22 protein-coding genes are annotated in these 20,659 nt (G+C 34.8%); 8 read left to right on the forward strand and 14 right to left on the reverse strand.

Annotated features, from left to right (window positions below):
* The first annotated feature begins 36 nt into the window (after positions 1 to 36).
* Positions 37 to 798 carry a L,D-transpeptidase gene (locus tag ACYVEC_RS21935; protein WP_063223693.1) on the forward strand — a complete coding sequence of 254 codons (762 nt, stop codon included), beginning with the start codon at positions 37 to 39 and terminating at the stop codon, positions 796 to 798.
* 104 nt (positions 799 to 902) lie between these two features.
* Positions 903 to 1,154: a hypothetical protein gene (locus ACYVEC_RS21940; RefSeq protein ID WP_000834195.1), complete on the forward strand. Its 252-nt coding sequence runs from the start codon at positions 903 to 905 to the stop codon at positions 1,152 to 1,154.
* A gap of 11 nt (positions 1,155 to 1,165) precedes the next feature.
* On the opposite strand, the gene scrK is transcribed toward ACYVEC_RS21940, so the two are convergent.
* The 13 genes from scrK to ACYVEC_RS22005 all read right to left on the reverse strand — a co-directional run bounded on the left by scrK (position 1,166) and on the right by ACYVEC_RS22005 (position 12,877).
* The gene (scrK, locus tag ACYVEC_RS21945) at positions 1,166 to 2,107 is read right to left on the reverse strand and encodes a fructokinase (RefSeq protein WP_063223694.1); all 942 of its coding nucleotides are present in this window, start codon (positions 2,105 to 2,107) and stop codon (positions 1,166 to 1,168) included.
* Positions 2,104 to 3,579: a glycoside hydrolase family 32 protein gene (locus ACYVEC_RS21950; protein WP_063223695.1), complete on the reverse strand. Its 1,476-nt coding sequence runs from the start codon at positions 3,577 to 3,579 to the stop codon at positions 2,104 to 2,106. The genes scrK and ACYVEC_RS21950 overlap by 4 nt, the downstream gene beginning before the upstream one ends.
* A gap of 14 nt (positions 3,580 to 3,593) precedes the next feature.
* Complete coding sequence (locus ACYVEC_RS21955; protein ID WP_098555119.1) at positions 3,594 to 4,973, reverse strand: sucrose-specific PTS transporter subunit IIBC; 1,380 nt, start codon at positions 4,971 to 4,973, stop codon at positions 3,594 to 3,596.
* Between the two features lie 129 nt (positions 4,974 to 5,102).
* Complete coding sequence (locus ACYVEC_RS21960) at positions 5,103 to 6,089, reverse strand: LacI family DNA-binding transcriptional regulator (protein WP_063223697.1); 987 nt, start codon at positions 6,087 to 6,089, stop codon at positions 5,103 to 5,105.
* A 117-nt stretch (positions 6,090 to 6,206) separates the two neighbouring features.
* Complete coding sequence (locus tag ACYVEC_RS21965; RefSeq protein ID WP_063223698.1) at positions 6,207 to 6,422, reverse strand: DUF1540 domain-containing protein; 216 nt, start codon at positions 6,420 to 6,422, stop codon at positions 6,207 to 6,209.
* Between the two features lie 72 nt (positions 6,423 to 6,494).
* Positions 6,495 to 6,914 (reverse strand): thioredoxin family protein, encoded by a 420-nt coding sequence (locus ACYVEC_RS21970; RefSeq protein ID WP_000738460.1) that lies wholly within the window; start codon positions 6,912 to 6,914, stop codon positions 6,495 to 6,497.
* A gap of 12 nt (positions 6,915 to 6,926) precedes the next feature.
* Positions 6,927 to 7,346, reverse strand: a complete 420-nt coding sequence (locus ACYVEC_RS21975; RefSeq protein ID WP_000532269.1) for a disulfide formation protein C — start codon at positions 7,344 to 7,346, stop codon at positions 6,927 to 6,929.
* Between the two features lie 165 nt (positions 7,347 to 7,511).
* Positions 7,512 to 7,760 carry a YhdB family protein gene (locus tag ACYVEC_RS21980; RefSeq protein ID WP_001195459.1) on the reverse strand — a complete coding sequence of 83 codons (249 nt, stop codon included), beginning with the start codon at positions 7,758 to 7,760 and terminating at the stop codon, positions 7,512 to 7,514.
* 116 nt (positions 7,761 to 7,876) lie between these two features.
* Positions 7,877 to 8,386 carry a PCYCGC domain-containing protein gene (locus ACYVEC_RS21985; RefSeq protein ID WP_000761021.1) on the reverse strand — a complete coding sequence of 170 codons (510 nt, stop codon included), beginning with the start codon at positions 8,384 to 8,386 and terminating at the stop codon, positions 7,877 to 7,879.
* Positions 8,387 to 8,431: 45 nt separating this feature from the next.
* Positions 8,432 to 9,541 carry a GerAB/ArcD/ProY family transporter gene (locus ACYVEC_RS21990; protein WP_063223699.1) on the reverse strand — a complete coding sequence of 370 codons (1,110 nt, stop codon included), beginning with the start codon at positions 9,539 to 9,541 and terminating at the stop codon, positions 8,432 to 8,434.
* 16 nt (positions 9,542 to 9,557) lie between these two features.
* The gene (locus ACYVEC_RS21995) at positions 9,558 to 10,640 is read right to left on the reverse strand and encodes a Ger(x)C family spore germination protein (RefSeq protein ID WP_063223700.1); all 1,083 of its coding nucleotides are present in this window, start codon (positions 10,638 to 10,640) and stop codon (positions 9,558 to 9,560) included.
* Entirely contained in the window at positions 10,637 to 12,154 is a 1,518-nt protein-coding gene (locus ACYVEC_RS22000; protein ID WP_063223701.1) for a spore germination protein, read from the reverse strand. The genes ACYVEC_RS21995 and ACYVEC_RS22000 overlap by 4 nt, the downstream gene beginning before the upstream one ends.
* A gap of 126 nt (positions 12,155 to 12,280) precedes the next feature.
* A complete protein-coding gene (locus ACYVEC_RS22005) occupies positions 12,281 to 12,877 on the reverse strand; it encodes a hypothetical protein (RefSeq protein WP_063223702.1) in 597 nt (198 codons plus the stop codon).
* Between the two features lie 240 nt (positions 12,878 to 13,117).
* On the opposite strand from ACYVEC_RS22005, the gene ACYVEC_RS22010 reads away from it, so the two are divergent.
* From ACYVEC_RS22010 to ACYVEC_RS22020, 3 genes are all read left to right on the forward strand, one after another.
* The gene (locus ACYVEC_RS22010; RefSeq protein WP_000214810.1) at positions 13,118 to 13,678 is read left to right on the forward strand and encodes a nitroreductase family protein; all 561 of its coding nucleotides are present in this window, start codon (positions 13,118 to 13,120) and stop codon (positions 13,676 to 13,678) included.
* Positions 13,679 to 13,792: 114 nt separating this feature from the next.
* The gene (spoVR, locus tag ACYVEC_RS22015) at positions 13,793 to 15,208 is read left to right on the forward strand and encodes a stage V sporulation protein SpoVR (protein ID WP_063223703.1); all 1,416 of its coding nucleotides are present in this window, start codon (positions 13,793 to 13,795) and stop codon (positions 15,206 to 15,208) included.
* A 107-nt stretch (positions 15,209 to 15,315) separates the two neighbouring features.
* Entirely contained in the window at positions 15,316 to 16,578 is a 1,263-nt protein-coding gene (locus tag ACYVEC_RS22020; RefSeq protein WP_460508312.1) for a neutral/alkaline non-lysosomal ceramidase N-terminal domain-containing protein, read from the forward strand.
* Positions 16,579 to 16,685: 107 nt separating this feature from the next.
* Here the strand turns inward: ACYVEC_RS22020 and ACYVEC_RS22025 are convergent, their stop codons facing one another.
* Entirely contained in the window at positions 16,686 to 17,156 is a 471-nt protein-coding gene (locus ACYVEC_RS22025; RefSeq protein WP_063223705.1) for a MarR family winged helix-turn-helix transcriptional regulator, read from the reverse strand.
* 146 nt (positions 17,157 to 17,302) lie between these two features.
* On the opposite strand from ACYVEC_RS22025, the gene ACYVEC_RS22030 reads away from it, so the two are divergent.
* The 3 genes from ACYVEC_RS22030 (at position 17,303) to cdr (ending at position 20,479) form a co-directional block, all read left to right on the forward strand.
* A complete protein-coding gene (locus ACYVEC_RS22030; RefSeq protein ID WP_460508316.1) occupies positions 17,303 to 17,887 on the forward strand; it encodes a DUF3238 domain-containing protein in 585 nt (194 codons plus the stop codon).
* 133 nt (positions 17,888 to 18,020) lie between these two features.
* A complete protein-coding gene (locus ACYVEC_RS22035; protein WP_063223707.1) occupies positions 18,021 to 18,605 on the forward strand; it encodes a DUF3238 domain-containing protein in 585 nt (194 codons plus the stop codon).
* Positions 18,606 to 18,814: 209 nt separating this feature from the next.
* Positions 18,815 to 20,479, forward strand: coding sequence for a CoA-disulfide reductase (gene cdr / locus ACYVEC_RS22040; RefSeq protein ID WP_063223708.1), 1,665 nt, complete (start codon positions 18,815 to 18,817; stop codon positions 20,477 to 20,479).
* Positions 20,480 to 20,659 lie beyond the last annotated feature (180 nt).

Consider the following 20,659-nt stretch of genomic DNA (forward strand, 5'->3'; position numbering starts at 1 on the left):
TTCCACTTATTATAGTGAGCGCTAGGGGGGATATAGATGAAAAAGTTATGTTTCGTCATACTATTATTTTTCATCCTACCGGTTAGTGCTTTTGCTGATACAGATCATTTAATATTAGTGAATCTTACGACAAACCAGTTGTCTTTTTTTGAAAATGGAAATTATACAAAAACATTCCCCGTAACAACTGGAAGAGATCGTACACCTACGCCTGAAGGTAATTTTTGTATTATAACTAAATATAAAAATAAAGAATACCATCGAAAAAAAATAGCTGGGGGTGCACCAAATAACCCTCTTGGTACGAGATGGCTTGGGCTAGATAAGAATGAATATGCGATTCATGGGACAAATCGGGAATGGACGATTGGAAGTAGGGAATCAAATGGGTGTATTCGCATGCATGACAGGGATATACAGTGGTTATATGATCGAGTCCAATTACAAACAAAAGTAATCATTTCTCGTTTTCATACGAGCCCCGAATATGAAGCAAATAAGCTTGGTTACCGCGTTGTGAGTTGGAGTGGTCGTAAAGTAAAAGAAGAGCAAATTGGCATGCTTACGTTAGTAGACCGTGCCGATATATATTGGCAAGAACCAAATGGGCAGCTAACGAAAGTGAAAACGGTATTGCCAAACGAAAGATATGCAGTGTACTCAAAACGAAAAGATGGAATATATTATATAGGAAACAATTTGTATATTGTGGATGAAACAGGAGAAAAAATTCGTTATGAACAAATTCCTTCTTCGACTTTAAGTAATATATATAAACGGAAATATAATGTTCCGTAATGGCTACCGTATTATAGACGGTAGCTTATTTCTACTTTGAGTTTAACTGCAACTATTGTATTTTGCTGAATATAATACAGTACGGATAGGGGGGCGGTTACATTATGAAAAGTGAATTTGCTTTTAAAGTTTTCTTAGTAACGACCTGTTTATTTATCGTGTATTTGTATGCGTTTCTCGTCTTTTCGTTTTATGTTCCATATGTTGATTTAATATTGTTCTTCGGATTTATTTGGGCGTTTGTTAAGGCAAGGGAAGGAGAGAAGAGTATATATCGGCGTATTACCTTATGCGGGACGGCAGTTCTCGTTATTTTGTACTTTTTTATTATGCATGATTTTTGGAGGGGAATGTAAAAAGCATACGATTACTCGTATGCTTTTACATCTGTTAATGATGGAAGAGAGGAAATGGCTCCGTAATTTGTACATGTGAGAGCACCTACTTTATTTGCAAAGGAGATAAACGTTGTTAAATCTTCAAAATTATGAAGAAACATTTGTTCACTTTTAGCAATTTGGTATAACATTGCTCCAACGAAAGCATCACCAGCGCCAGTAGTATCAACTTGTTGAATAGAGATAGAAGGTACAATAGTTTGCTTATCCTTTGTTGCAAGAAGAGTACCGTCTTTTCCGAGTGTAATAGCTACGGCTTTCGCACCATGATTTAATAATTTGAGTGCAGATTGTTGTAAATCACTCTCTTTAGAAAGCATAATCGCTTCTTCTTGACTTACTTTTACAAAATGAGCATGTTTTATAAAAGTTAAGCAATCTTGAATAAATTGTTCGGTATTTGTAATGAGCGCATTTCGGTAATTTGGATCAAAAGAAATAAACTGGCCACTTTCTCTTGCATGTTGTAGAAGTTGAAAATATGTGTCTTTTAACGGGCTGGACAATAAAGCTGTCGCTGAACCAAAATGGATTAAATCATTCGTTTTTATTTTTGATAAATCAATGCTATTGAAATGATATTCACCGTCTGCGCCACGCATAAAGGTAAAATCACGCTCACCATTTTGATCGATAGATACGAATGCAAGTGTGGTTTGTTTATCCTTGATGAGCATGGAAGTGTCCACATATGCATGTTGTAAAGTTTGTTCAAGAAATTCACCAAATGGATCGTTTCCTACTTGTCCCATAAATGTAGCGTGTCCACCTAATTTTGTAATAGCAGCAGCAACGTTAGCAGGTGCTCCACCAGCCTTTTTTTCGAAATTTGAACCGTTTACTAAAGAAACATTGGTATTTCGGCAAACGAAATCAATTAATAGTTCACCGATACAAAAGACATTTCTCATACAATCCCTCTTTTCAGCTTATATTGTGTAATGATAAAGTTTAGTTTTGCATCTGAAAAGATTGCTATATGATGTTTCAAGTCTTTTCGAGGAAAAACTCGGGACGTAAAGACTGTTGAACCATCGCATAAGAAAATTTCCACGATGCTTGTATCTACAAATATTTGTAGTTCTATCGTATCTTGAATATTAATTTTTTTATAGCGTTCATAACCATATTCTCCGCCAAATTGATGGCAGAAGTTGCTCCTGTCTATAGAAACAGTACCTTCTTTCCGATTAAATGTAATTGGAAAACATTCCTCTTCATTATGGAAAAGAGAAAGTCCGAATAGGTTTGCATTCTCTGTTTTGAAAGTGACAATTAATTCATAAGAGTCCTCATGATCAAGTGTTGATAATATATTTAATCCAGCTTTTATATCTCCTGAAATTTCTTTTTTTGTTGTTCGTAGTTTTGCTAGTTCTGAAACTGGTTTTTGTTTTAATATGTGGTCCTCTAATGTTAGTTCACGTGGAAGTGTTAAACAATGAGCCCACATATAATCATCAGAAGGATATGTGATTTCACTCGATCCTGCCCAAGCAAACAATAGGCGGCGACTAGTAGAGTCTTTTAGAGTTTGAGGGGCATAAAAATCGAATCCTTTATCAACCTCGTAATATGAATCAACATGGAAATGTAAATTTTCAATATCGAAATGTCCTATAGCATAAACAACATTGTATACATTTTGGAAATTTTCTTCTTCTTTTTCAATTCCTTGAGGTGAAAAGAGAAGTACATCTTTCCCCGATAATTGGAAGTAATCGGGGCATTCCCACATGAATCCAAATTCTTTTAAGTTTGTTGTAATTTCACCTTGGAAATTCCAATTGTATAGGTCTTGTGACTTATATAGTAAAAGAGTTCCAGTTTTATTTTTGCGTTGTGCACCGAGTAACATATAGTATATATCGTTATGTTTCCATACTTTTGGATCACGCACATGTTTTGTATATCCGTCAGGGATTACATCAATAATAGGATTATTACTATATTTCGTCATCTTATATTGAGAATCCATTGTTGCCATACATTGTTTTGCATCACGGGAATTATCAGATTTTTTTATATTTCCTGTATACAGTAAGTGAAGAAGTCCGTCTTTTACGATAGCGCTCCCAGAATATGCACCGTGCGATTCATAGCTTTCAGTAGGTATGATAGCTACAGGCATACGCTCCCAGTTAATAAGATCTTTTGATTTCACATGCCCCCAATGCTTCATTCCGTGAATGGGACCAAATGGATACCACTGATAAAAAACATGATATTCATCATTGTAGTATGATACACCGTTAGGATCATTCATTAGTCCAAAGGATGGGTGGATATGATAAATTGGTTTCCATGAATCTTGGTTTGCAATTTCATATAAAGAATGTAATTCGTCTTTATCAGATTGCAATATTGTTTTATATTTTGACATAGGTTTTCTCCTCGCTATTGTTTACTTTCTTTATATAAAATGAATGTGGCAACAAAAGCAGTGATAATTGCAATAGCTAATCCAATTATATAGTGAATCATATTCATTATGCCAAGAGGTGCAACAATTGTAAGCATTGGAATACCTGTTAAACCGTATGCATTAGCCGCTACTTGCATCCAAACAACGTAAGCGCCACCAATTGCGCCACCAATAGCTGCTGCAATAAATGGTTTACCAAGTTTTAAATTGACACCAAAAATAGCTGGTTCTGTAATTCCTAAAAATGCTGAAGCTGCTGCTGGAATTGCAATTTCTTTCGTTTTTTTGTTTTTTGTTTTGAAATAAACTGCTAAAGTAGCCCCTCCTTGAGCAACGTTCGCCATTGACCAAATAGGGAGTAAGAAATTGACACCGATATCTTTATTTGCGAGTAAGCCTGCTTCAATAGCATGGAAGCTATGATGTAAGCCAGTAAGAACGATTGTTGAATATAGACCACCGAATATAAGACCAGCTACTGGTCCTGCAAATTGATAAATTGTATTTAAAAGGTACGTAATGCCGTCACCGATTTTATATCCAATTGGTCCAATAATAATAAGTGATAAAAAGCCAGTTATAATAATCGTTAAGAATGGTGTAACTAATAAATCTAAAGAGTTCGGAACGCGTTTTCGAAGTTCTTTTTCAATTGTACTCATGACATATACACATAACAGAATAGGTAAAACAGTGCCTTGATAGCCAATCATATCAATATTCATACCAAGAAAATGTAAAACAGTTGGTTTTGCATTTGAAAGAGTCCAAGGATTCGTTAAGCTTGGGTGAGTTAATATACCACCAACAACTGCGCCTAAGAAAATATTTCCACCAAATTCTTTAGCGGCACTAACCCCAATTAAAATAGGTAAAATAATGAAAGCTGCACTTGAGAACATATCAAGTAATTGGATAAGTGAGTGATCTCCAGGAATTAATTTAAACGCTTTCAACATTCCGAGTAATCCCATAAGTAAACCGCTTGCGACGATAGCTGGAATAATTGGAACGAAAATATTAGATAATGTCTTTGCTAGGCGAGCAATGGGATTCATTTTTTTCTTAGATATATCATTTGATGTTGTAGAATCCAGTTCAGATATTCCAATTAGTTTCGAAAACTCAGCATATACTTTGTTTACTATGCCAGTTCCAAAAATAATTTGGTATTGTTCAGTCGTTGCAAAAGCACCTTTCACTTCATCGATGTTTTCGATTTCGGAGGCGTTTATTTTGGTTTCATCTTTTAGTACAAGACGAAGGCGAGTAGCGCAATGTGTAGCGCGAACAATGTTTTCCTTTCCACCGATGTTTTGTAATACTTGTGTTGCAATTTGTTTCATATTCATAAAAATTCCCCCTTACTATATTTTTGTGGAACCGGTTCCGTAAATAGTTAAAATAAAAAAACAGGGAATTGATGTGAAGAATCCTGTTTTTTTATGTGGAACCGGTTTTATTTTTATTATAGAGTGCCTTTAAATTTTGTCAACGCTTTCTTGGATTTTTAATGTATAACGAGAGTGTAATATTTTTGGTATAGTTTTGTTTTCGACAAGCTGTGAAAGAGAAGTGGCAGCAAGCTTTCCGGCATACTCATAGTCAAACGCAATTGTCGTTAAGCTAGGGTGTACCATTTCTGAAATATCATATCCCCCAAATCCTGTTACAGAAATATCATTTGGTACAGAAAGAGAATGGGAGTGAATGACTTTCATTGCCCCAAGTGCAATGTTATCTGTAGCACATACGATAAGCGTTGGACGGTTATTACTTAAAATATGTTGTACTTGTTTCATGGCATCTTCTATTTGGAAAGATGTTTCGTAATAACAAACACTGCAAGTTGGTTCTAAATTTTCAATGGCTTTTTGAAAACCGTTTTTTCGATTTATACCAACAGAAATATCATCTTTCTCTACTCCTAAATAGGCGATATTTCTATGCCCTTGTGATAACACGTATGCTCCTAACTCATAAGCTGCATCATAATCATCATGAACGAGGCAATATTGATCTTTATATTCTTGCCCAACGAATAAAATAGGGATATTTGAATTAACAATAATTTGTTGATGCTTATTTGTTAAAGTTTTGGTTAATAAAATAATGCCAGCTACTCTTTGTTTTATAAAGTTTTCCATTGCTTGTATTTCAGTTTCAATTGTTTGATTTGCATTTGCTACAAGCATTTGATAGTTATTTTTCTGTAACGTATTATCAATCCCAATAAGTGTTTTCATTGTAGCGAAGGAGTCTAATCGGGGGATAATAACACCAATTAAATTTGTTGTTTTTGCTTTTAAGCTTTGAGCAAATGTATTGGGAGAAAAATTTGTTTCTTGAATAATACTTTCGATTTTAAGTTTTGTTTTATCACTTACGTATCCACCGTTTAAGTAACGAGAAACTGTGCTTTTTGCAACTCCAGCCAATTTGGCGATATCTGCAATTGTTTTAGTCATATTATTTCACCTTCATATTCATAAAAATATTAATTTTATTATAGGGAGAATTGGGGAGGACGTAAACAAGAAGAGGAAAAGAAAAAACCACCTCACGTATATGAGGTGGAGTATGTGTTAATACCTTGGTTTAAAAGTATGACAACAAGTTTCTACACTCGTTGCTACAGAACTTTCTAGCGTCTCGTTTGTTAAAACTGCACTTGTATACGAATCATTTTCAGTTTGACCCGATTCATCTGCATCTGGCTGAACGATAATCGCACTGGCTTGACAAAAGTTACCTTGTCCCCAAAATGAGCAATTGGAAACAGAGCATCTTACTTCTGGCATAAAACCCCCTCCTTATACATTAGTTTGGGAATTTACGCCCATTTCATGTGTAGAAGGAGTTTCCTTTTCTCGTTATTTCTTCGTTTGTTCAAACCATTCTTTGAATTTTTCTTTTGATTGTTCTCCGCTAATACGGCTTACTTCTTTACCATCTTTAAAATGAATAATTGTCGGTGTTCCTTGGATATTGTATTTATCCCAAGGCTCGTTTAAATTTTCAATATCAATTACCTTCATATCAACATTTAAATCTTTCGCTAAAGGTACAACAATAGGAGAGACCTTTTGACAATGAACGCAAGAGGTTTGATAAAAGTAAATCGTTTGTTCTTTTTTATCTTCTATATTTTTATTGAGATCCTCAAGAGAAATTTTATTTGAGTAGTAACCTTTTTCATCTGTCGATGCGTTTTTCTTTTCCATTTGTGTTACAGCAAAGATTGCCGCAAATAAGACGATAATAATACCGCCAAATATAAGCATTTTTTTCATTCTTTCATCTCCTTATTTGTTTTTGATGACAATAAAGCTACAAACAGCGATTGTAATAAAGCCGATAAGTGCTAAAAACGGGATTGTCACAAAGCCGAACCAGTTTATGTATTCTCCCGTACATGGTACACGACCGCAAGCTGCCCCAGCAGCTGAAAATGCTGCGATTTTTTGAATCGCATAGTGATATAAAGAAATACAAGCACCAATACTTGCAATTGGTAAAGAATAACTTGCGATGCGATAGTCTTTTTTTACTACAGCGATACCGAGCCATAACACGAATGGATACATAAAAATACGTTGATACCAACAAAGAACACAAGGCTCAAATTTCATGATTTCGGAAAAGTATAAACTTCCTAGTGTAGCGATAAAAGAAGCTCCCCAAGCGGTAAGTAAAGCATATTCTTGCTTTTTTTCTCGTCCCATATTTTATACCTCACTTATAATAGTTACATACTAAATTATAGTATGAAGTGGCACAGAAAAGAAAGAAAAAATATGTTTATCAATAAAAGTTTTATAAGGGGAAACTTTTATTGATATAAATATTTTAAAAAAGCGCCATTCTCCAGAAGAGAATAGCGCTATATTTTACATTTGAATTTGCTCTACTTCTTCTACATGTGACTTTTGGGATGCGTGGTCAATATATTGAAATAGGAGCTGCAATTGTTTATCAACTTCTGGCAGTTCTTTACTGTATTGATAAGCGTGTAAAAAATGCTCAATACGCTTAGAAAATAATTGATCGTTCGTTTGAACCATGAGAACGAGTAATTTATCCCAATTACAGCAATACGTGTAATAGAGAGCTTTATCATAATCGTTATATGTTTGCACTGTGTACCCTCCTTACCGAGAGTTATATATAGTGTGTGATAAGTAAGGAGAAATACACTTGAAAGAATTTGTTAAGAAAAAAAGTGAATGAAAAAAACGAGGTGTGTCCTCGTTTTTTAAGCTTTTGGCATTGGCGTAGGTGTTGGTTTGCCATAACCTTCTTTGTATTTATTATCGATATAGTTACGAATTTCAAGCGTTGATTTTCCTTTTTGTTTCATCGAAGCAGATTCAACAGCGATTTCTAAGCAATTGACGCAAGTCGTTGCATGGGAATCCCAAACAACTTCACCATTCTTTTTAATTTCACGAATAAAGCAATTTTTATTATTTTTATGTCCTACACTTTCACCGCAACCACAGTAACATGGAATCCAATCTAATAGCTCTGCATTTTGTCCAGCGACAGTGTAGATATCTTTCATTTGTGGATCAAGCTTGTCTAGGAAGGTAGGAAGTGTGTCGACTCCTTTTGTTTTCTCTTGAATGTCAGCTTGCTGAGTGTGCGATGCATGGTCGTGCTCTTCTTTTGATTCAGATGATTTTTTTTCATTTGTACCACTGCTTCCGCATCCAGCAAGAATTAAACTCAGTACTGCAAGTAAAGAAAATACATATTTCTTCATACGCTTGTCCCCTTTACAAATGTATTAATCAAATTGTATCAGAGATTATGGTGTGTCGGGTGAAGATTTTTTTGACCGATTTTTGAAATGCCATCGTAGTGAATGGAATAGAAATAAAATCGGGATATAAGCGTATACAATATATAAGCCAGCTTGAGACAGTATTGTATTTAATGTGTTTATACTTTCACGGTTTTTAAAAAATAAAGAAGCTATAAAAACGATGAAAATAAAAAACGGTAATGTAAATTTAAATGAAATATGAAATGAACGCTTCATCGTTTGACATGATGACCAAATAGTTAAACAAAGGTTCGGCAAAATAATTAAAAACCAAACAAAAATAATAATATATTCAAACCGTTGAATGAAAGGAACTTTAATTATTTTCAACATTGTTAAAGTAGGCCAAATAGTATGATTTAATTGTCCTTCACTATAATACATAAAAGATACAATAGCTAAAACTACATAAATTAAAGTGCTAAAAACAATTCCTGCATGAGCCCATCTTTTTAAAGATTTTCCTTTTTCAATAAGTGGATAGAAGATAAGAATTGTTTCAAAGCCAAGAAACTCTAATGCAGATTGTTTTGCAGATATAAGTATGTCAACAGGTGAATGTGTAAAAATAGGTAAAATATTACGAAAATGAGCATATTTCATTGGATAGATTAAAAAGAATACAACGAAAATAGGAAGTACAATTCCCCAAAAGCATATCCCTGTCACAGAGCGGAAGCCGCCCTTTATAATGTAGTAAGTGACTAATAAAAACATAAGTGTAAGTTTCCACAATTTAATAGTAGGGAAAATCCAAACTTGTATTACTTCCATATATGTACGAAGAACAGTAAGGCAGAATAATAAGCAATAAAGAGTAAAAATCATGGAAAATATAGAACCAATCCATTTTCCAAAAGTTGTTGTGTGAATGCTAATTAAATCTCCATCTTTTTCTAACATTTTTAACATACAAAACAGCACAATATGAGTTGCAATTCCCGCAATAATGAGAGAAATCCAGGCATCATAACCAGCGTTTTTTAAAATTACACGTTGATATCCAAGAACTCCTATTCCAATTTGAAGAGAATGTAATAAGATAAATGCAAAGTATGGAGAGACTGTCTTTGCTTTACTCATTGTATTCATTGCTTATTTCACCTCACTATTCCCCGATTCCAGATTGTACAATATTAAGATCTAAATTTATATCCACTGCTACATTTTTATACATATTTCGAATTTGTTTTATATTCCATTTTCTCGTATGGCTTCTAATTTCATCTCGTATTCCTAAAGGATCAATTTCCTTTTCTTGAAATTGTTTTATTAAATCTTCGCAGTCTTTTTCAACGTTTCGTTCAATTTGTTTTTTTATATAATTGATATTTGTTTTTTTTCTTAAATCAATCCAATCAGGAGAGTTTTTAATTAATCCATTTAATTTTAAATGGATTTTTACCTTAGGTATGTCGCCAGTTTGATCTATATCATATTTATTTTTCCCAGCTAAGTTTTGTATAACAACCATACCTTTATGTTTATCCTTTGTTATCGCTGCCTCGTAACGTCCATTTTTCGTAGGATTAATAAGTAATTTTGCTAAAACAGAATGTCTTTTATCCGTATACATAACGACTTTATCGCCTTTTAAAAAAGCAAGTCCTTTGACAGCGACAGAATGATTATCGCCCATTCTAATATAGGGGACGTAGGCATCACATACAGAAGAGTAGTAATTATATAAAAAAATGTTTAATGAGGTTTGTGGAATGTTCTCATTTCTTATATTTTGCTCGAGTAAATCAGCAATATATAACGATCCATTTTTTTTTCCGTAATTTAAAAGTTCTTCAGCCGATCCATCTACAATTGCTAGTTGTACATCACGCCCGATATTTGGGTCACGTTGTAAGTTAGTAATAATTTCTCCCATTCCGCGTTCTCCTAGAGCCTTTCCAAATAGGACGACACGCATTTGACCTACAACAACATTGTGAGGCGATTTCGCATTTAGTCGTGAGGCGATTGTCTCAAGTGAACGGGCAGATGTTGATTGAGTTTCTGGTTTAGACTTTACACCATGTGTGTACTCTGGGAATAAGATAGTCCCTTGGAATCTTTTGTTTTTTGTGATGTCGAATCCAACAATATGAATAATACGCTGTGCATCCACTATATACGTTTGTGTACAGCCAGTTTGTAGAATGAAAAAGATAATAATAAGGTACAATAAAAGTTTTTTCATTCATTATCACCATCACGTTTCTGTTTTGCTTTATTCGGATTATAACGCCATTTTGATTTTGGTCTAAGGAAAGAAGGCCTTTGTGCCGTTTGACTAAATGGTAATCGAAGAAAACCTTCTGCTGTACCTAAACCACGAAATGGATATAAAGGTAATAAATAAGGTGATCCAAGTGATTTTAATTTAATTAAATGAGCTAAAATAAATACAAATCCGACAATAAGGCCTAATCCTCCGAATGCGCCAGCTAAAAGAATAAGCGGAAAGCGTAACAAACGGATAGTAGAAGACATCTTCACAGTCGGTGTTGTGAAAGATGCAAGGGCGGATAAAGCAACTGCAATTAATAGAATTGTACTCGTTAAAGCTGCTTCAACAGATGCTTGTCCAATTACAATCCCACCAACAATCCCAATTGTTTGTCCGACTTTTGTCGGTAAACGCGCTCCCGCTTCACGAAGCAATTCGATTGTAATTTCTAAAAAGAGTGCTTCTAGAATAGGAGGGAAAGGTACGTTAGCCCTCGAGAAAATAATAGGACCTAGTAAATCGGCAGGAATCATTTGATAATGATATGTTAAAGCCGCTGTATAAATAGCGGAGGAAAAAAGAGAAAATATAGCTCCGAAAAAACGAATAATACGAAAGAAAGATCCAATCATCCACGGTAAATAATAATCTTCTGGTGAAATGAAAAAATCCAGTAACGTTGTTGGTCCTGATAAAGCATATGGAGAGCCATCTGTTAAAATTAAAACTTCTCCGTTAATTAAAGCAAATACAGCTCGATCTAATCGTTCTGTAGGTAATAGAACAGGGAAAGGTGAATTGCTATTATCACTAATAAATTGCTCAATCATAGTTGCATCAAATGGGACATCAAAGTCAATGTCCTCTAGCCGTTGTATTGCAGTATTGATAAATTGTTCATTTGTAACTCCGTCTATATAAGCAACTGCTACTTTCGTTTTTGACATAGACCCCACGGTAACTTCTTTAAAAATGAGTTGCTCAGTTACAATGTTTCGGCGTAATAAGTGTATATTTGTATCAAGGTTTTCAACGAAACCGATTTTAGGTCCGATTACGCTATACTCATTTTCTGTATCGTTATATAATCGTGTTCCTAAAACAGTACTCTCGGCACGAATTAAAGCATATTGATCGGGATTCAAATTGTTTTTTAAGCGTATTAAAATATATCCACCTAATAATTTCTCACGAATATCATCAATAGAAGGGGAGGTAATAATATCTTCAATAGAGACGATATTACATAAATCAGAGATGTTTTGGATTTGTTCCGATTCCTTTTTTATAGGAGTTAAAATGAATTGTTTAATAATAAGTGCTTCCACGACAGATTTATAATAAAACAAGCATAACGTTTCATCTTCAAGTACGTTATAAGAGACAAAATCGCTAGATTCTGTCATGGTTTGTATAAATTCTGGAATAGAACAAAGTGTTTTTGTATTAGTCTTTTTGGATTTCTTAGATGATAAACCGAACATTTTCGCACCCCCTGACATATATCATTTACTTGTGTTAGTTTTTGGGAAAGACGGGAATTTATACTTGAAAATTGAAAGTTCATAAAGAAAAGGAAGAGTATTGAAAATCTCTTCCTTTTTGGTGTGTTAATTTGTTTTCTTTTCCTTAATCGACTTTACTAATTTAATCATTTCTGCGCGTATATCTTCTTTGTTTACATTTAATTTTTCTGCAATTTGTTTAATATCCATTCCGTCTTTTTTCATTTTTAGTACATCATCAAGGGAAGTATTACTTTTTTGAGAGATGATTGTTAATACCGTGAGCTGACGTAATCCGATATTATATTCTTTCATTTTTTGTTTTAGTCCATCTGGTGTAGATTTTTGCATATTTGCTAATTCTTGCAGTAGTGCTTTTTTTGTTTCTTTATTCATATGATGCTTTTTCAATTTATTTGGATCTACACCGAAATATTCGGCTGTTTTCTCCCAAGATTTATTTTGTTTATAGTAAGCTAAAACGTCTGTTATTTCTTTTTTACTAATTCTTGCAATGTGGGCAGCTTTCCAAATTTCATGTTTATTATAGCCGAGTTTTTCGAGTGACTGCATTTCTTCTTCTGAAATAGGCTTATGGTGATGCAATGTTACTTCTTTTGGCGTAGCAGCGAGGATAGGGAAGACGGTTGCCCCAAATAATAACGCTGCCATAGTCATACTTACTGCGATTTTTTTGTACATATAAACTCCTCCTAGATGGATAATGTGGAAAACTTTACACATATCATTTCCATAAAATGTGAAAAACTTGTGAATAAGCTAAGTTTTTTTATTCACAGGATGATGAAATGATGTTTTGAAAGTTTTCCAACATAAAACATTGATTAATAGTAAAAAACTAGGGTATAATCGAAATTGAAAATCAATATCAATACTAAAAATAATCTTATACATATAGATAAAAATAAGGGAGAGAAAAATATGACTACATATACTTCCATCGCAAATGTGATTAAAGAAAGACGTTCTGTTCGTACATTTACAGATAAAGCAGTAGACAAAGAGTTATTAATTGAATTATTAAACGACGCAACATGGGCACCGAATCATAAACACCGTGAACCATGGAATTGTAAATTATACATTGGAGAAGGCCGTCAGAAATTAGTAGATGCAGTATTAAACTCTTTCACAGAAGAAGAAAGAGCGAAACGGGGTAAAATTTTATCTGATCGTTTCTTAAGCACACCTGCACAAATCGTTGTATATATAAATGAAGATCCACGTCAAATTCAACGTGACGAAGATTACGCTGCAACATGCGCATTTATGCAAAACTTCCAACTTCTTGCTTGGGAGCGTGGATTAGGTTGTGTTTGGAAATCAGGCGGATTGAACTACAATCCATTATTTATAGAAGGACTTGGTTTAACAAGAGGTCAACGTATTGTTGGAATTCTTCATCTTGGCTATTTCGATAAAGCACCAGAAGGAAAAGCTCGTACACCGATTACGGAGAAGATGGAGATTATTGAGGGTTAATAGATGAGACATTCTCGTTTTTACGAGGGTGTCTTTTTATTATGCAATCAATCCTCATGAAAGCTTGTTCTCAATCATACACTTTCTTAAGGGAAAGTGTAAGGAGGGAAAATAATGAGAGCAAGTGACGATAAAGCACTGCAATATGCGATTGCGGAAATTACGGAAATTGCGACTGGATTTGGGCTTGATTTTTATCCGATGCGTTATGAAATATGTCCAGCGGAAATTATTTATACATTTGGTGCATATGGGATGCCAACGCGGTTTTCACATTGGAGTTTTGGAAAACAGTTTTTCAGAATGAAATTACAATACGATTTAGGTCTTAGTAAAATATACGAACTCGTTATTAACTCTGATCCATGTTATGCCTTTTTACTAGATACGAACTCGTTAATTCAAAATAAATTAATTGTAGCGCACGTTTTAGCGCACTGTGATTTCTTTAAAAATAATATTCGTTTTTCAAATACGAAGCGAGATATGGTAGAAAGTATGTCAGCGACAGCTGAACGGGTGAAAGCATATGAGCATAAGTACGGAAAAGAAGAAGTAGAAACATTTTTAGATGCCGTACTTGCCATTCAAGAGCACATTGATCCTTCGCTCATGCGCCCAAAACTTGCGTGGAGTATTGATGATTTAGAAGAAGAAGTAGAAAAGAAAAAGGTATCACAATACGATGATCTATGGAATTTAGATGATCGAAACAAAAAGAGAGAACGATCCAATATACGCAAAAAGAAGAAGATTCCACCGCAACCAGAGAAAGACTTGCTCCTCTTTATTGAAGAATATAGCCGTGAGCTAGAAGATTGGCAGCGGGACATATTAACGATGATGCGTGAAGAAATGTTATATTTCTGGCCGCAGCTTGAAACGAAGATTATGAACGAAGGCTGGGCTTCCTACTGGCACCAGCGCATACTTCGTGAAATGGACTTAACATCTTCTGAAGCGATCGAATTTGCAAAGCTTAATGCGGGTGTCGTTCAGCCATCAAAAACGAGCATTAACCCATACTACCTCGGTATTAAAATGTTTGAAGATATTGAAGAACGCTATAACAACCCGACAGAAGAAATGAAACGCCGTGGTGTAAAACCAGGGTCTGGTCGTGACAAAATCTTTGAAGTACGCGAAATTGAATGGGATGTATCGTTCTTAAGAAACTACTTAAATAAAGACCTCGTAATGCGAGAAGATATGTACTTATTCCAGCGCCAAGGAAAAGAGTATAAAGTAATAGATAAAGAGTGGGAACATGTGCGTGATCAACTCGTAAATATGCGTACAAATGGCGGCTTCCCGTACTTAGTAGTAGAAGACGGAGACTACTTAAAGAACGGAGAATTATACATTAAACATAGTTACGAAGGAATCGAGCTTGATTTAAAATACTTAGAAAAGGTATTACCATATCTTCATCAGCTGTGGGGAAGAACGGTGCATATGGAGTCAATTGTGGAGAGTAAGGGCGTTGTGTTTTCTTATGATGGGAAGATGGTGCATCGGAAGTATGTGTGAAGGAAAGAACGGACATAGAATGCTATGTTCGTTCTTTTTTATTTGGAACAAGGTCAAATATGCTATTCTTGAAAAAGGGAGTTACATAGAGAAATGGAGAGGTTCAAATGAGCAAAGTAGGGGTATGTAAGGTGGATATTACGCCGCCTATAGGTATTGATTTTGTCGGATATCATAGAGAGACAGGAATAAATAATATTGAAGAGCGTATTTATGGGACGGTTTTTGTATTTGAAAAAGGTAAAATGAAAACTGTATTTATAAGCATTGATAATATTGGGATGTTAGTAGAAGATACGAATATGATTCGTGAGCGAGTAGCGAGTGAGCTTCATGTACCATTTGAGCGAATAACGGTTGTTTATACTCATACGCACTCCGGTCCAGAGACAGTCGGCGATGATCCGCTAGTGCAGTCGTATAAAACGATTTTAGTAAATAATGTAGTGCAGGGTGCTGTTACTGCGAATAAAAACTTGAAGCGATGTGAAATTGGCTGGGGAGTTACGACAGGTGATATTGGGGTAAACAGAAGAGAGAGAACATCTGATGGAAGAGCAAAGATGGGAATAAATATAGAGGGTGTTGTAGATAAACGGATTGGGATGTTAGCAATAAGAGATGCTGAAACGAAAGAGTTATCTGGGATTGTAGTGTTTTGTACGGCGCATCCGAATGTTTTAAAAGGTGATAGTGATGTATTATCAGCAGATTATCCGGGAATAACGAGAGAGATTCTTGAGAAAATCAAAAACTGTCCTGTTATTATTGTGCAAGGTGCTGCTGGAAATGTGAATGCGAAGTATCGTGGTTCTAGGGAAGCATTAACACAAATGGCTTACATGCTTAGTGGACATGTATTAACGATGTTACCGACAGTTACATATAGCCCGATTGTAACTGTAAGAACGATTTCGAGTACGATGCAAATGAAGTTGAAGGATATTCCTGAAATTGATGAGATACGAAGCATGGCCCAGTTAGCTGAAGAGCAGTGGGGCGTGAATACGGATGAATGGCTTACTATCGTTTTAGAGAAATATAAGCAAGGTATGTGGCAGTTAAGTATTGATTTAGAAGTGCAACTGTTTCAAGTTAATGATGGTATGTTCTCCGGTATACCGATGGAACCTTTTTCGGAAATGTCATTAGAAGTGAAAGAGCGTCTTCAAAATGAACTAGCTTTCTTTGGTGGATATATGAACGGGTATATTGGTTACTTGCCGACAACGGAAGAATTTGTATATGGTGGATATGAAGTAGAGTTGAATCCTATTGTGTATGGGGTAACTACGAATTTATTGATGCCACCGGAGGAGAACACAGCGGAGTTGGTTGTGAAGAGAATTATGGAATTATATAACGCGTAAAAAATATATTCAGTAGAATAAAATTTAAAGAAATTAATGATTTTTAATATATCTGTAGAAAACGAATCCATTTTGAAAAAGATGAATCAAAGTGGATTCGTTTTTGTTTACCAGACAGGTCGTATATTTGATGATAACTTCTCTGTATTTTCTTTAGTAACGAATGTTGTTAAATCTTCTTTTAGCATTTGCATTCGTTCTGTACCTATATTTTCAATCCATCGCTGCTCTATTTCAGCTACTATTTCTTCTTTTGCTTTCATTACTGCTAAACCACGTTCGGTTAAAACAATGATTTTACCCCTTTTATCAGTAGGGTGTGTTTTACGTGTAACGTAGCCACTATTCTCAAGAGAATCCACCATTTTACTTATAGCTTGTTTGGAAACCCCTAAATATTCAGCTAGCTCTATACCAGTTGCCCCATTAGGAAGGATGCGTTTGAACATAAAACCATGTGCTGGTCTAATATCTTTAAATCCCAATTCACTTAATCTGTCATGTAGCTCAGTAATTAATGTGCTAAATGATAATGATAAAAGCGATGTAAGATCTAACTCGTTAAATGTTTGATCCATATATATAACCTCCGCGCTTGTAGTCAATTAAGTTGACTATATGTAATGCCTATTGTACTATATACAATATAGTCAATCAAATTGACTATATTTTGTTGGTAGAACAAATAATGATTTATATAATATAGAATCAATGGAGGTTTCACATGGTTAATATTGTGAAAATTAGAGGGAGTGTCTTTGCACCATATGCATCGCTGGAACCTATTAAGGATCCTGCAACAGGAAGATCGTTTGAATATGCTGGAGATGCACGTGAGTTTACACCATACGCGGTGAACGCAAAGCGTTCAAGATTAGAACAAGAAGTGAATATTGATTTTTATAAAAGAGAAATTTTCAAATATGCAGATGCTTGTATCGTCACAGTGAAGATTGCAAATCCAGATGGCTCAACTGAGTATCAAAAAGGAGAAACAAATACAGAAAATATTGTATGTACTAATATCGTATGGGGCGAGGATGAAGTTTCATTTGAAATGAGAGCAAGTGCAAGTAATCCGTTAAACGCGGCAGCACCTGCAGCTGATTATTTGTTGGCTATACGAGTTAATAAAAGTGGTACTGTGCATGTTGAAGGTGTACATGATGGTTTCCCTTGCTATGAATTTTATAAACAAGTAGATTTTGGTCCGTTTGAATCAATGTATACACATGATTTTAGAGAAACAAATGATACTCCAGCAGCACTAGCTGGAGAGATGGAATATAACTTTAAAACGACAGTCTAAACATAAATATAGCGCTATTTTTAGAAGGAAGTAGAAAAGTAAAAGAGAAATTTATTGGTTTTAGCATTGAAATTATGGTCTATTTTACTCAATAGTATTCAGTATCTAAAATAAAATTATAGAGGTGTTTCTTATGACTAACATCGTGAAAATTAGAGCCAGTGTATTTATTCCAATGTCTTGGACTGAAGCTAAAAAGGATATGGAAACAGGAAAAGTAGTTCAATTCGAAGGTGATTCGCGTGAATTTACCCCACATGCGGTAAATACGATGCGCTCTAGAGTTGAGCAAGAGGTAGTAGTTGATTTTTATAAAGAAGAAGTGTTTTCATATGCGAACACGGGTATTACGACCGAGAAGGTTACAAGTCCAGATGGTTCTGTGAGTAAAAGAACAGGGAAAGCAAGTACAGAAAATATTGTGTGTACTGATATCACATGGAATTCTGAAGGTGTGCAATTCAAAATGAGTGCGAGTGCAAGTAATCCATTAAATGTATATGCACCTCCTGTGGATTATGTATTAAATGTATGTGTGAAACAGGATGGTGGTATGGATATTCAAGGGGAGCATGATGGATTCCCTTGTTTTGAATTTTATAAGCAAGTAGATTTCGGTTTATTTGAAAAAATGTATACACATGATTTTAGAGAAACTGGTGATACAGCGGCAGCGCTAGGCGGGAACATGGATTATAGTTTTACAAAGAGATTATAGGAAGTATGGTAATGGAACGATGGGTTGCTTCATTTGTAAAGAACTTGGAGAGATCTAGGTTCTTTTTTTATTTGTTTCGAATTTGTGAAAGAAAGACATATTGATTGAAATTAAATTTTTTATAATTTATCATATACCCATACAGGTATAGGTTTTGTGTATGTGATACATGAGAAAATTCAATAATAAATAATATGGAGGTTTGAAATGTGTCTAGAAAAATAGTTGTAGTAGGCGGAGTTGCGGGCGGAGCATCAGTGGCTGCAAGGCTTCGTCGTTTAAGTGAAGAAGATGAAATTATTATGGTGGAGCGTGGTGAGTATATTTCATTTGCAAATTGTGGGTTACCATACTATATTGGCGGTGTCATTACAGAAAGACAAAAATTATTAGTACAAACTGTTGAAAGAATGTCGAAGCGTTTTAATTTAGATATACGTGTATTGAGTGAAGTAGTACAGATTAATAAAGAAGAGAAAACAATTACTATAAAGAATGTAACGACAAATGAAACATATAACGAGGAATATGATATTTTAATTCTTTCACCAGGGGCAAAACCAATTGTTCCATCTATTCCAGGTATTGAAGAAGCGAAGGCGTTGTTTACGTTACGGAATGTACCTGATACAGATCGTATTAAAGCGTATATTGATGAGAAGAAACCACATCATGCGACGGTTATTGGTGGCGGATTTATTGGAGTGGAAATGGTTGAAAACTTAAGAGAACGAGGAATTGATGTTACTCTCGTAGAGATGGCGAATCAAGTGATGCCGCCAATCGATTATGAAATGGCAGCGTATGTGCATGAGCATATGAAAGATCATAATGTTGAGCTTGTTTTTGAAGACGGTGTAGATGCATTAGAAAAGAGCGGGACTGTTGTACGTTTAAAAAGTGGTTCAATCATAGAGACAGATATGATTATTTTAGCAATTGGTGTACAACCAGAGAGTAGTTTAGCGAAAGATGCAGGATTAGCGTTAGGAGTTAGAGGAACGATAAAAGTAAATGAAAAATTTCAAACATCGGATCCACATATATATGCAATTGGTGATGCGATTGAAGTGAAAGATTTTGTTACTGAAACAGAAACGATGATTCCTTTAGCGTGGCCGGCTAATCGTCAAGGTCGCATGTTAGCAGATATTATTCATGGTCATACGGATTCTTTATATAAAGGTACGCTGGGAACTTCGGTAGCGAAAGTTTTTGATTTAACAGTTGCTTCGACGGGAGTAAATGAGAAAATATTAAAACGATTAAATATACCCTATGAGGTAGTACATGTACAGGCAAATTCGCATGCGGGATACTATCCGAATGCTACGCCAGTGCTAATAAAATTAATTTTTGATAAAGATGGCGGAAAAATTTATGGAGCGCAGGCGTTAGGACGTGACGGTGTAGATAAGCGTATCGATGTTATCGCAACGGCAATAAAAGCAAATTTAACTGTAATTGATTTGCCAGATTTAGAATTATCATATGCTCCGCCCTATTCTTCTGCAAAAGACCCAGTAAACATGGTAGGGTATGCGGCAAGTAATATAGTAGATGGTTTTGTGTACACAGTACAATGGCATGAGATAGATCGTATTGTTGAAAATGGTGGATATCTTATTGATGTTCGAGAGCCTAATGAACTAAAACAAGGAATGATTAAAGGCTCTATTAATATTCCATTAGATGAATTACGTGATCGTTTAGATGAAGTGCCAGTGGATAAAGAAATATATATCACTTGTCAACTTGGCATGAGAGGGTATGTTGCAGCGCGCATGTTAATGGAAAAAGGATATAAGGTAAAGAATGTAGATGGTGGTTTTAAATTGTATGGGACAGTATTACCAGACCGTATTATATATTAATGTTTTTTCAGCTTCCACTTCAAAATTTAGTGGAAGATGAAAGCCTACACATTAATGTTTAACTGCTTGCATTGCAAACTCATAAGATAAATATTAAAAATAGGGGTTTACAAAATACCCTATAGGGTATTTTGTATTGTCATAAGTTATAAATGGTGACATAATGGTAATGAGGTGATT

This window comes from Bacillus sp. MN7755, from assembly GCF_054771475.1.

Bases quoted from the DNA above. Each gene is read 5' to 3' on its own strand.
- ACYVEC_RS21935 (WP_063223693.1), top strand. From the start codon at position 37: ATGAAAAAGTTATGTTTCGTCATACTATTATTTTTCATCCTACCGGTT.
- ACYVEC_RS21940 (WP_000834195.1), top strand. From the start codon at position 903: ATGAAAAGTGAATTTGCTTTTAAAGTTTTCTTAGTAACGACCTGTTTA.
- scrK (WP_063223694.1), bottom strand. From the start codon at position 2,107: ATGAGAAATGTCTTTTGTATCGGTGAACTATTAATTGATTTCGTTTGC.
- ACYVEC_RS21950 (WP_063223695.1), bottom strand. From the start codon at position 3,579: ATGTCAAAATATAAAACAATATTGCAATCTGATAAAGACGAATTACAT.
- ACYVEC_RS21955 (WP_098555119.1), bottom strand. From the start codon at position 4,973: ATGAATATGAAACAAATTGCAACACAAGTATTACAAAACATCGGTGGA.
- ACYVEC_RS21960 (WP_063223697.1), bottom strand. From the start codon at position 6,089: ATGACTAAAACAATTGCAGATATCGCCAAATTGGCTGGAGTTGCAAAA.
- ACYVEC_RS21965 (WP_063223698.1), bottom strand. From the start codon at position 6,422: ATGCCAGAAGTAAGATGCTCTGTTTCCAATTGCTCATTTTGGGGACAA.
- ACYVEC_RS21970 (WP_000738460.1), bottom strand. From the start codon at position 6,914: ATGAAAAAAATGCTTATATTTGGCGGTATTATTATCGTCTTATTTGCG.
- ACYVEC_RS21975 (WP_000532269.1), bottom strand. From the start codon at position 7,346: ATGGGACGAGAAAAAAAGCAAGAATATGCTTTACTTACCGCTTGGGGA.
- ACYVEC_RS21985 (WP_000761021.1), bottom strand. From the start codon at position 8,386: ATGAAGAAATATGTATTTTCTTTACTTGCAGTACTGAGTTTAATTCTT.
- ACYVEC_RS21990 (WP_063223699.1), bottom strand. From the start codon at position 9,541: ATGAATACAATGAGTAAAGCAAAGACAGTCTCTCCATACTTTGCATTT.
- ACYVEC_RS21995 (WP_063223700.1), bottom strand. From the start codon at position 10,640: ATGAAAAAACTTTTATTGTACCTTATTATTATCTTTTTCATTCTACAA.
- ACYVEC_RS22000 (WP_063223701.1), bottom strand. From the start codon at position 12,154: ATGTTCGGTTTATCATCTAAGAAATCCAAAAAGACTAATACAAAAACA.
- ACYVEC_RS22005 (WP_063223702.1), bottom strand. From the start codon at position 12,877: ATGTACAAAAAAATCGCAGTAAGTATGACTATGGCAGCGTTATTATTT.
- ACYVEC_RS22010 (WP_000214810.1), top strand. From the start codon at position 13,118: ATGACTACATATACTTCCATCGCAAATGTGATTAAAGAAAGACGTTCT.
- spoVR (WP_063223703.1), top strand. From the start codon at position 13,793: ATGAGAGCAAGTGACGATAAAGCACTGCAATATGCGATTGCGGAAATT.
- ACYVEC_RS22020 (WP_460508312.1), top strand. From the start codon at position 15,316: ATGAGCAAAGTAGGGGTATGTAAGGTGGATATTACGCCGCCTATAGGT.
- ACYVEC_RS22025 (WP_063223705.1), bottom strand. From the start codon at position 17,156: ATGGATCAAACATTTAACGAGTTAGATCTTACATCGCTTTTATCATTA.
- ACYVEC_RS22030 (WP_460508316.1), top strand. From the start codon at position 17,303: ATGGTTAATATTGTGAAAATTAGAGGGAGTGTCTTTGCACCATATGCA.
- ACYVEC_RS22035 (WP_063223707.1), top strand. From the start codon at position 18,021: ATGACTAACATCGTGAAAATTAGAGCCAGTGTATTTATTCCAATGTCT.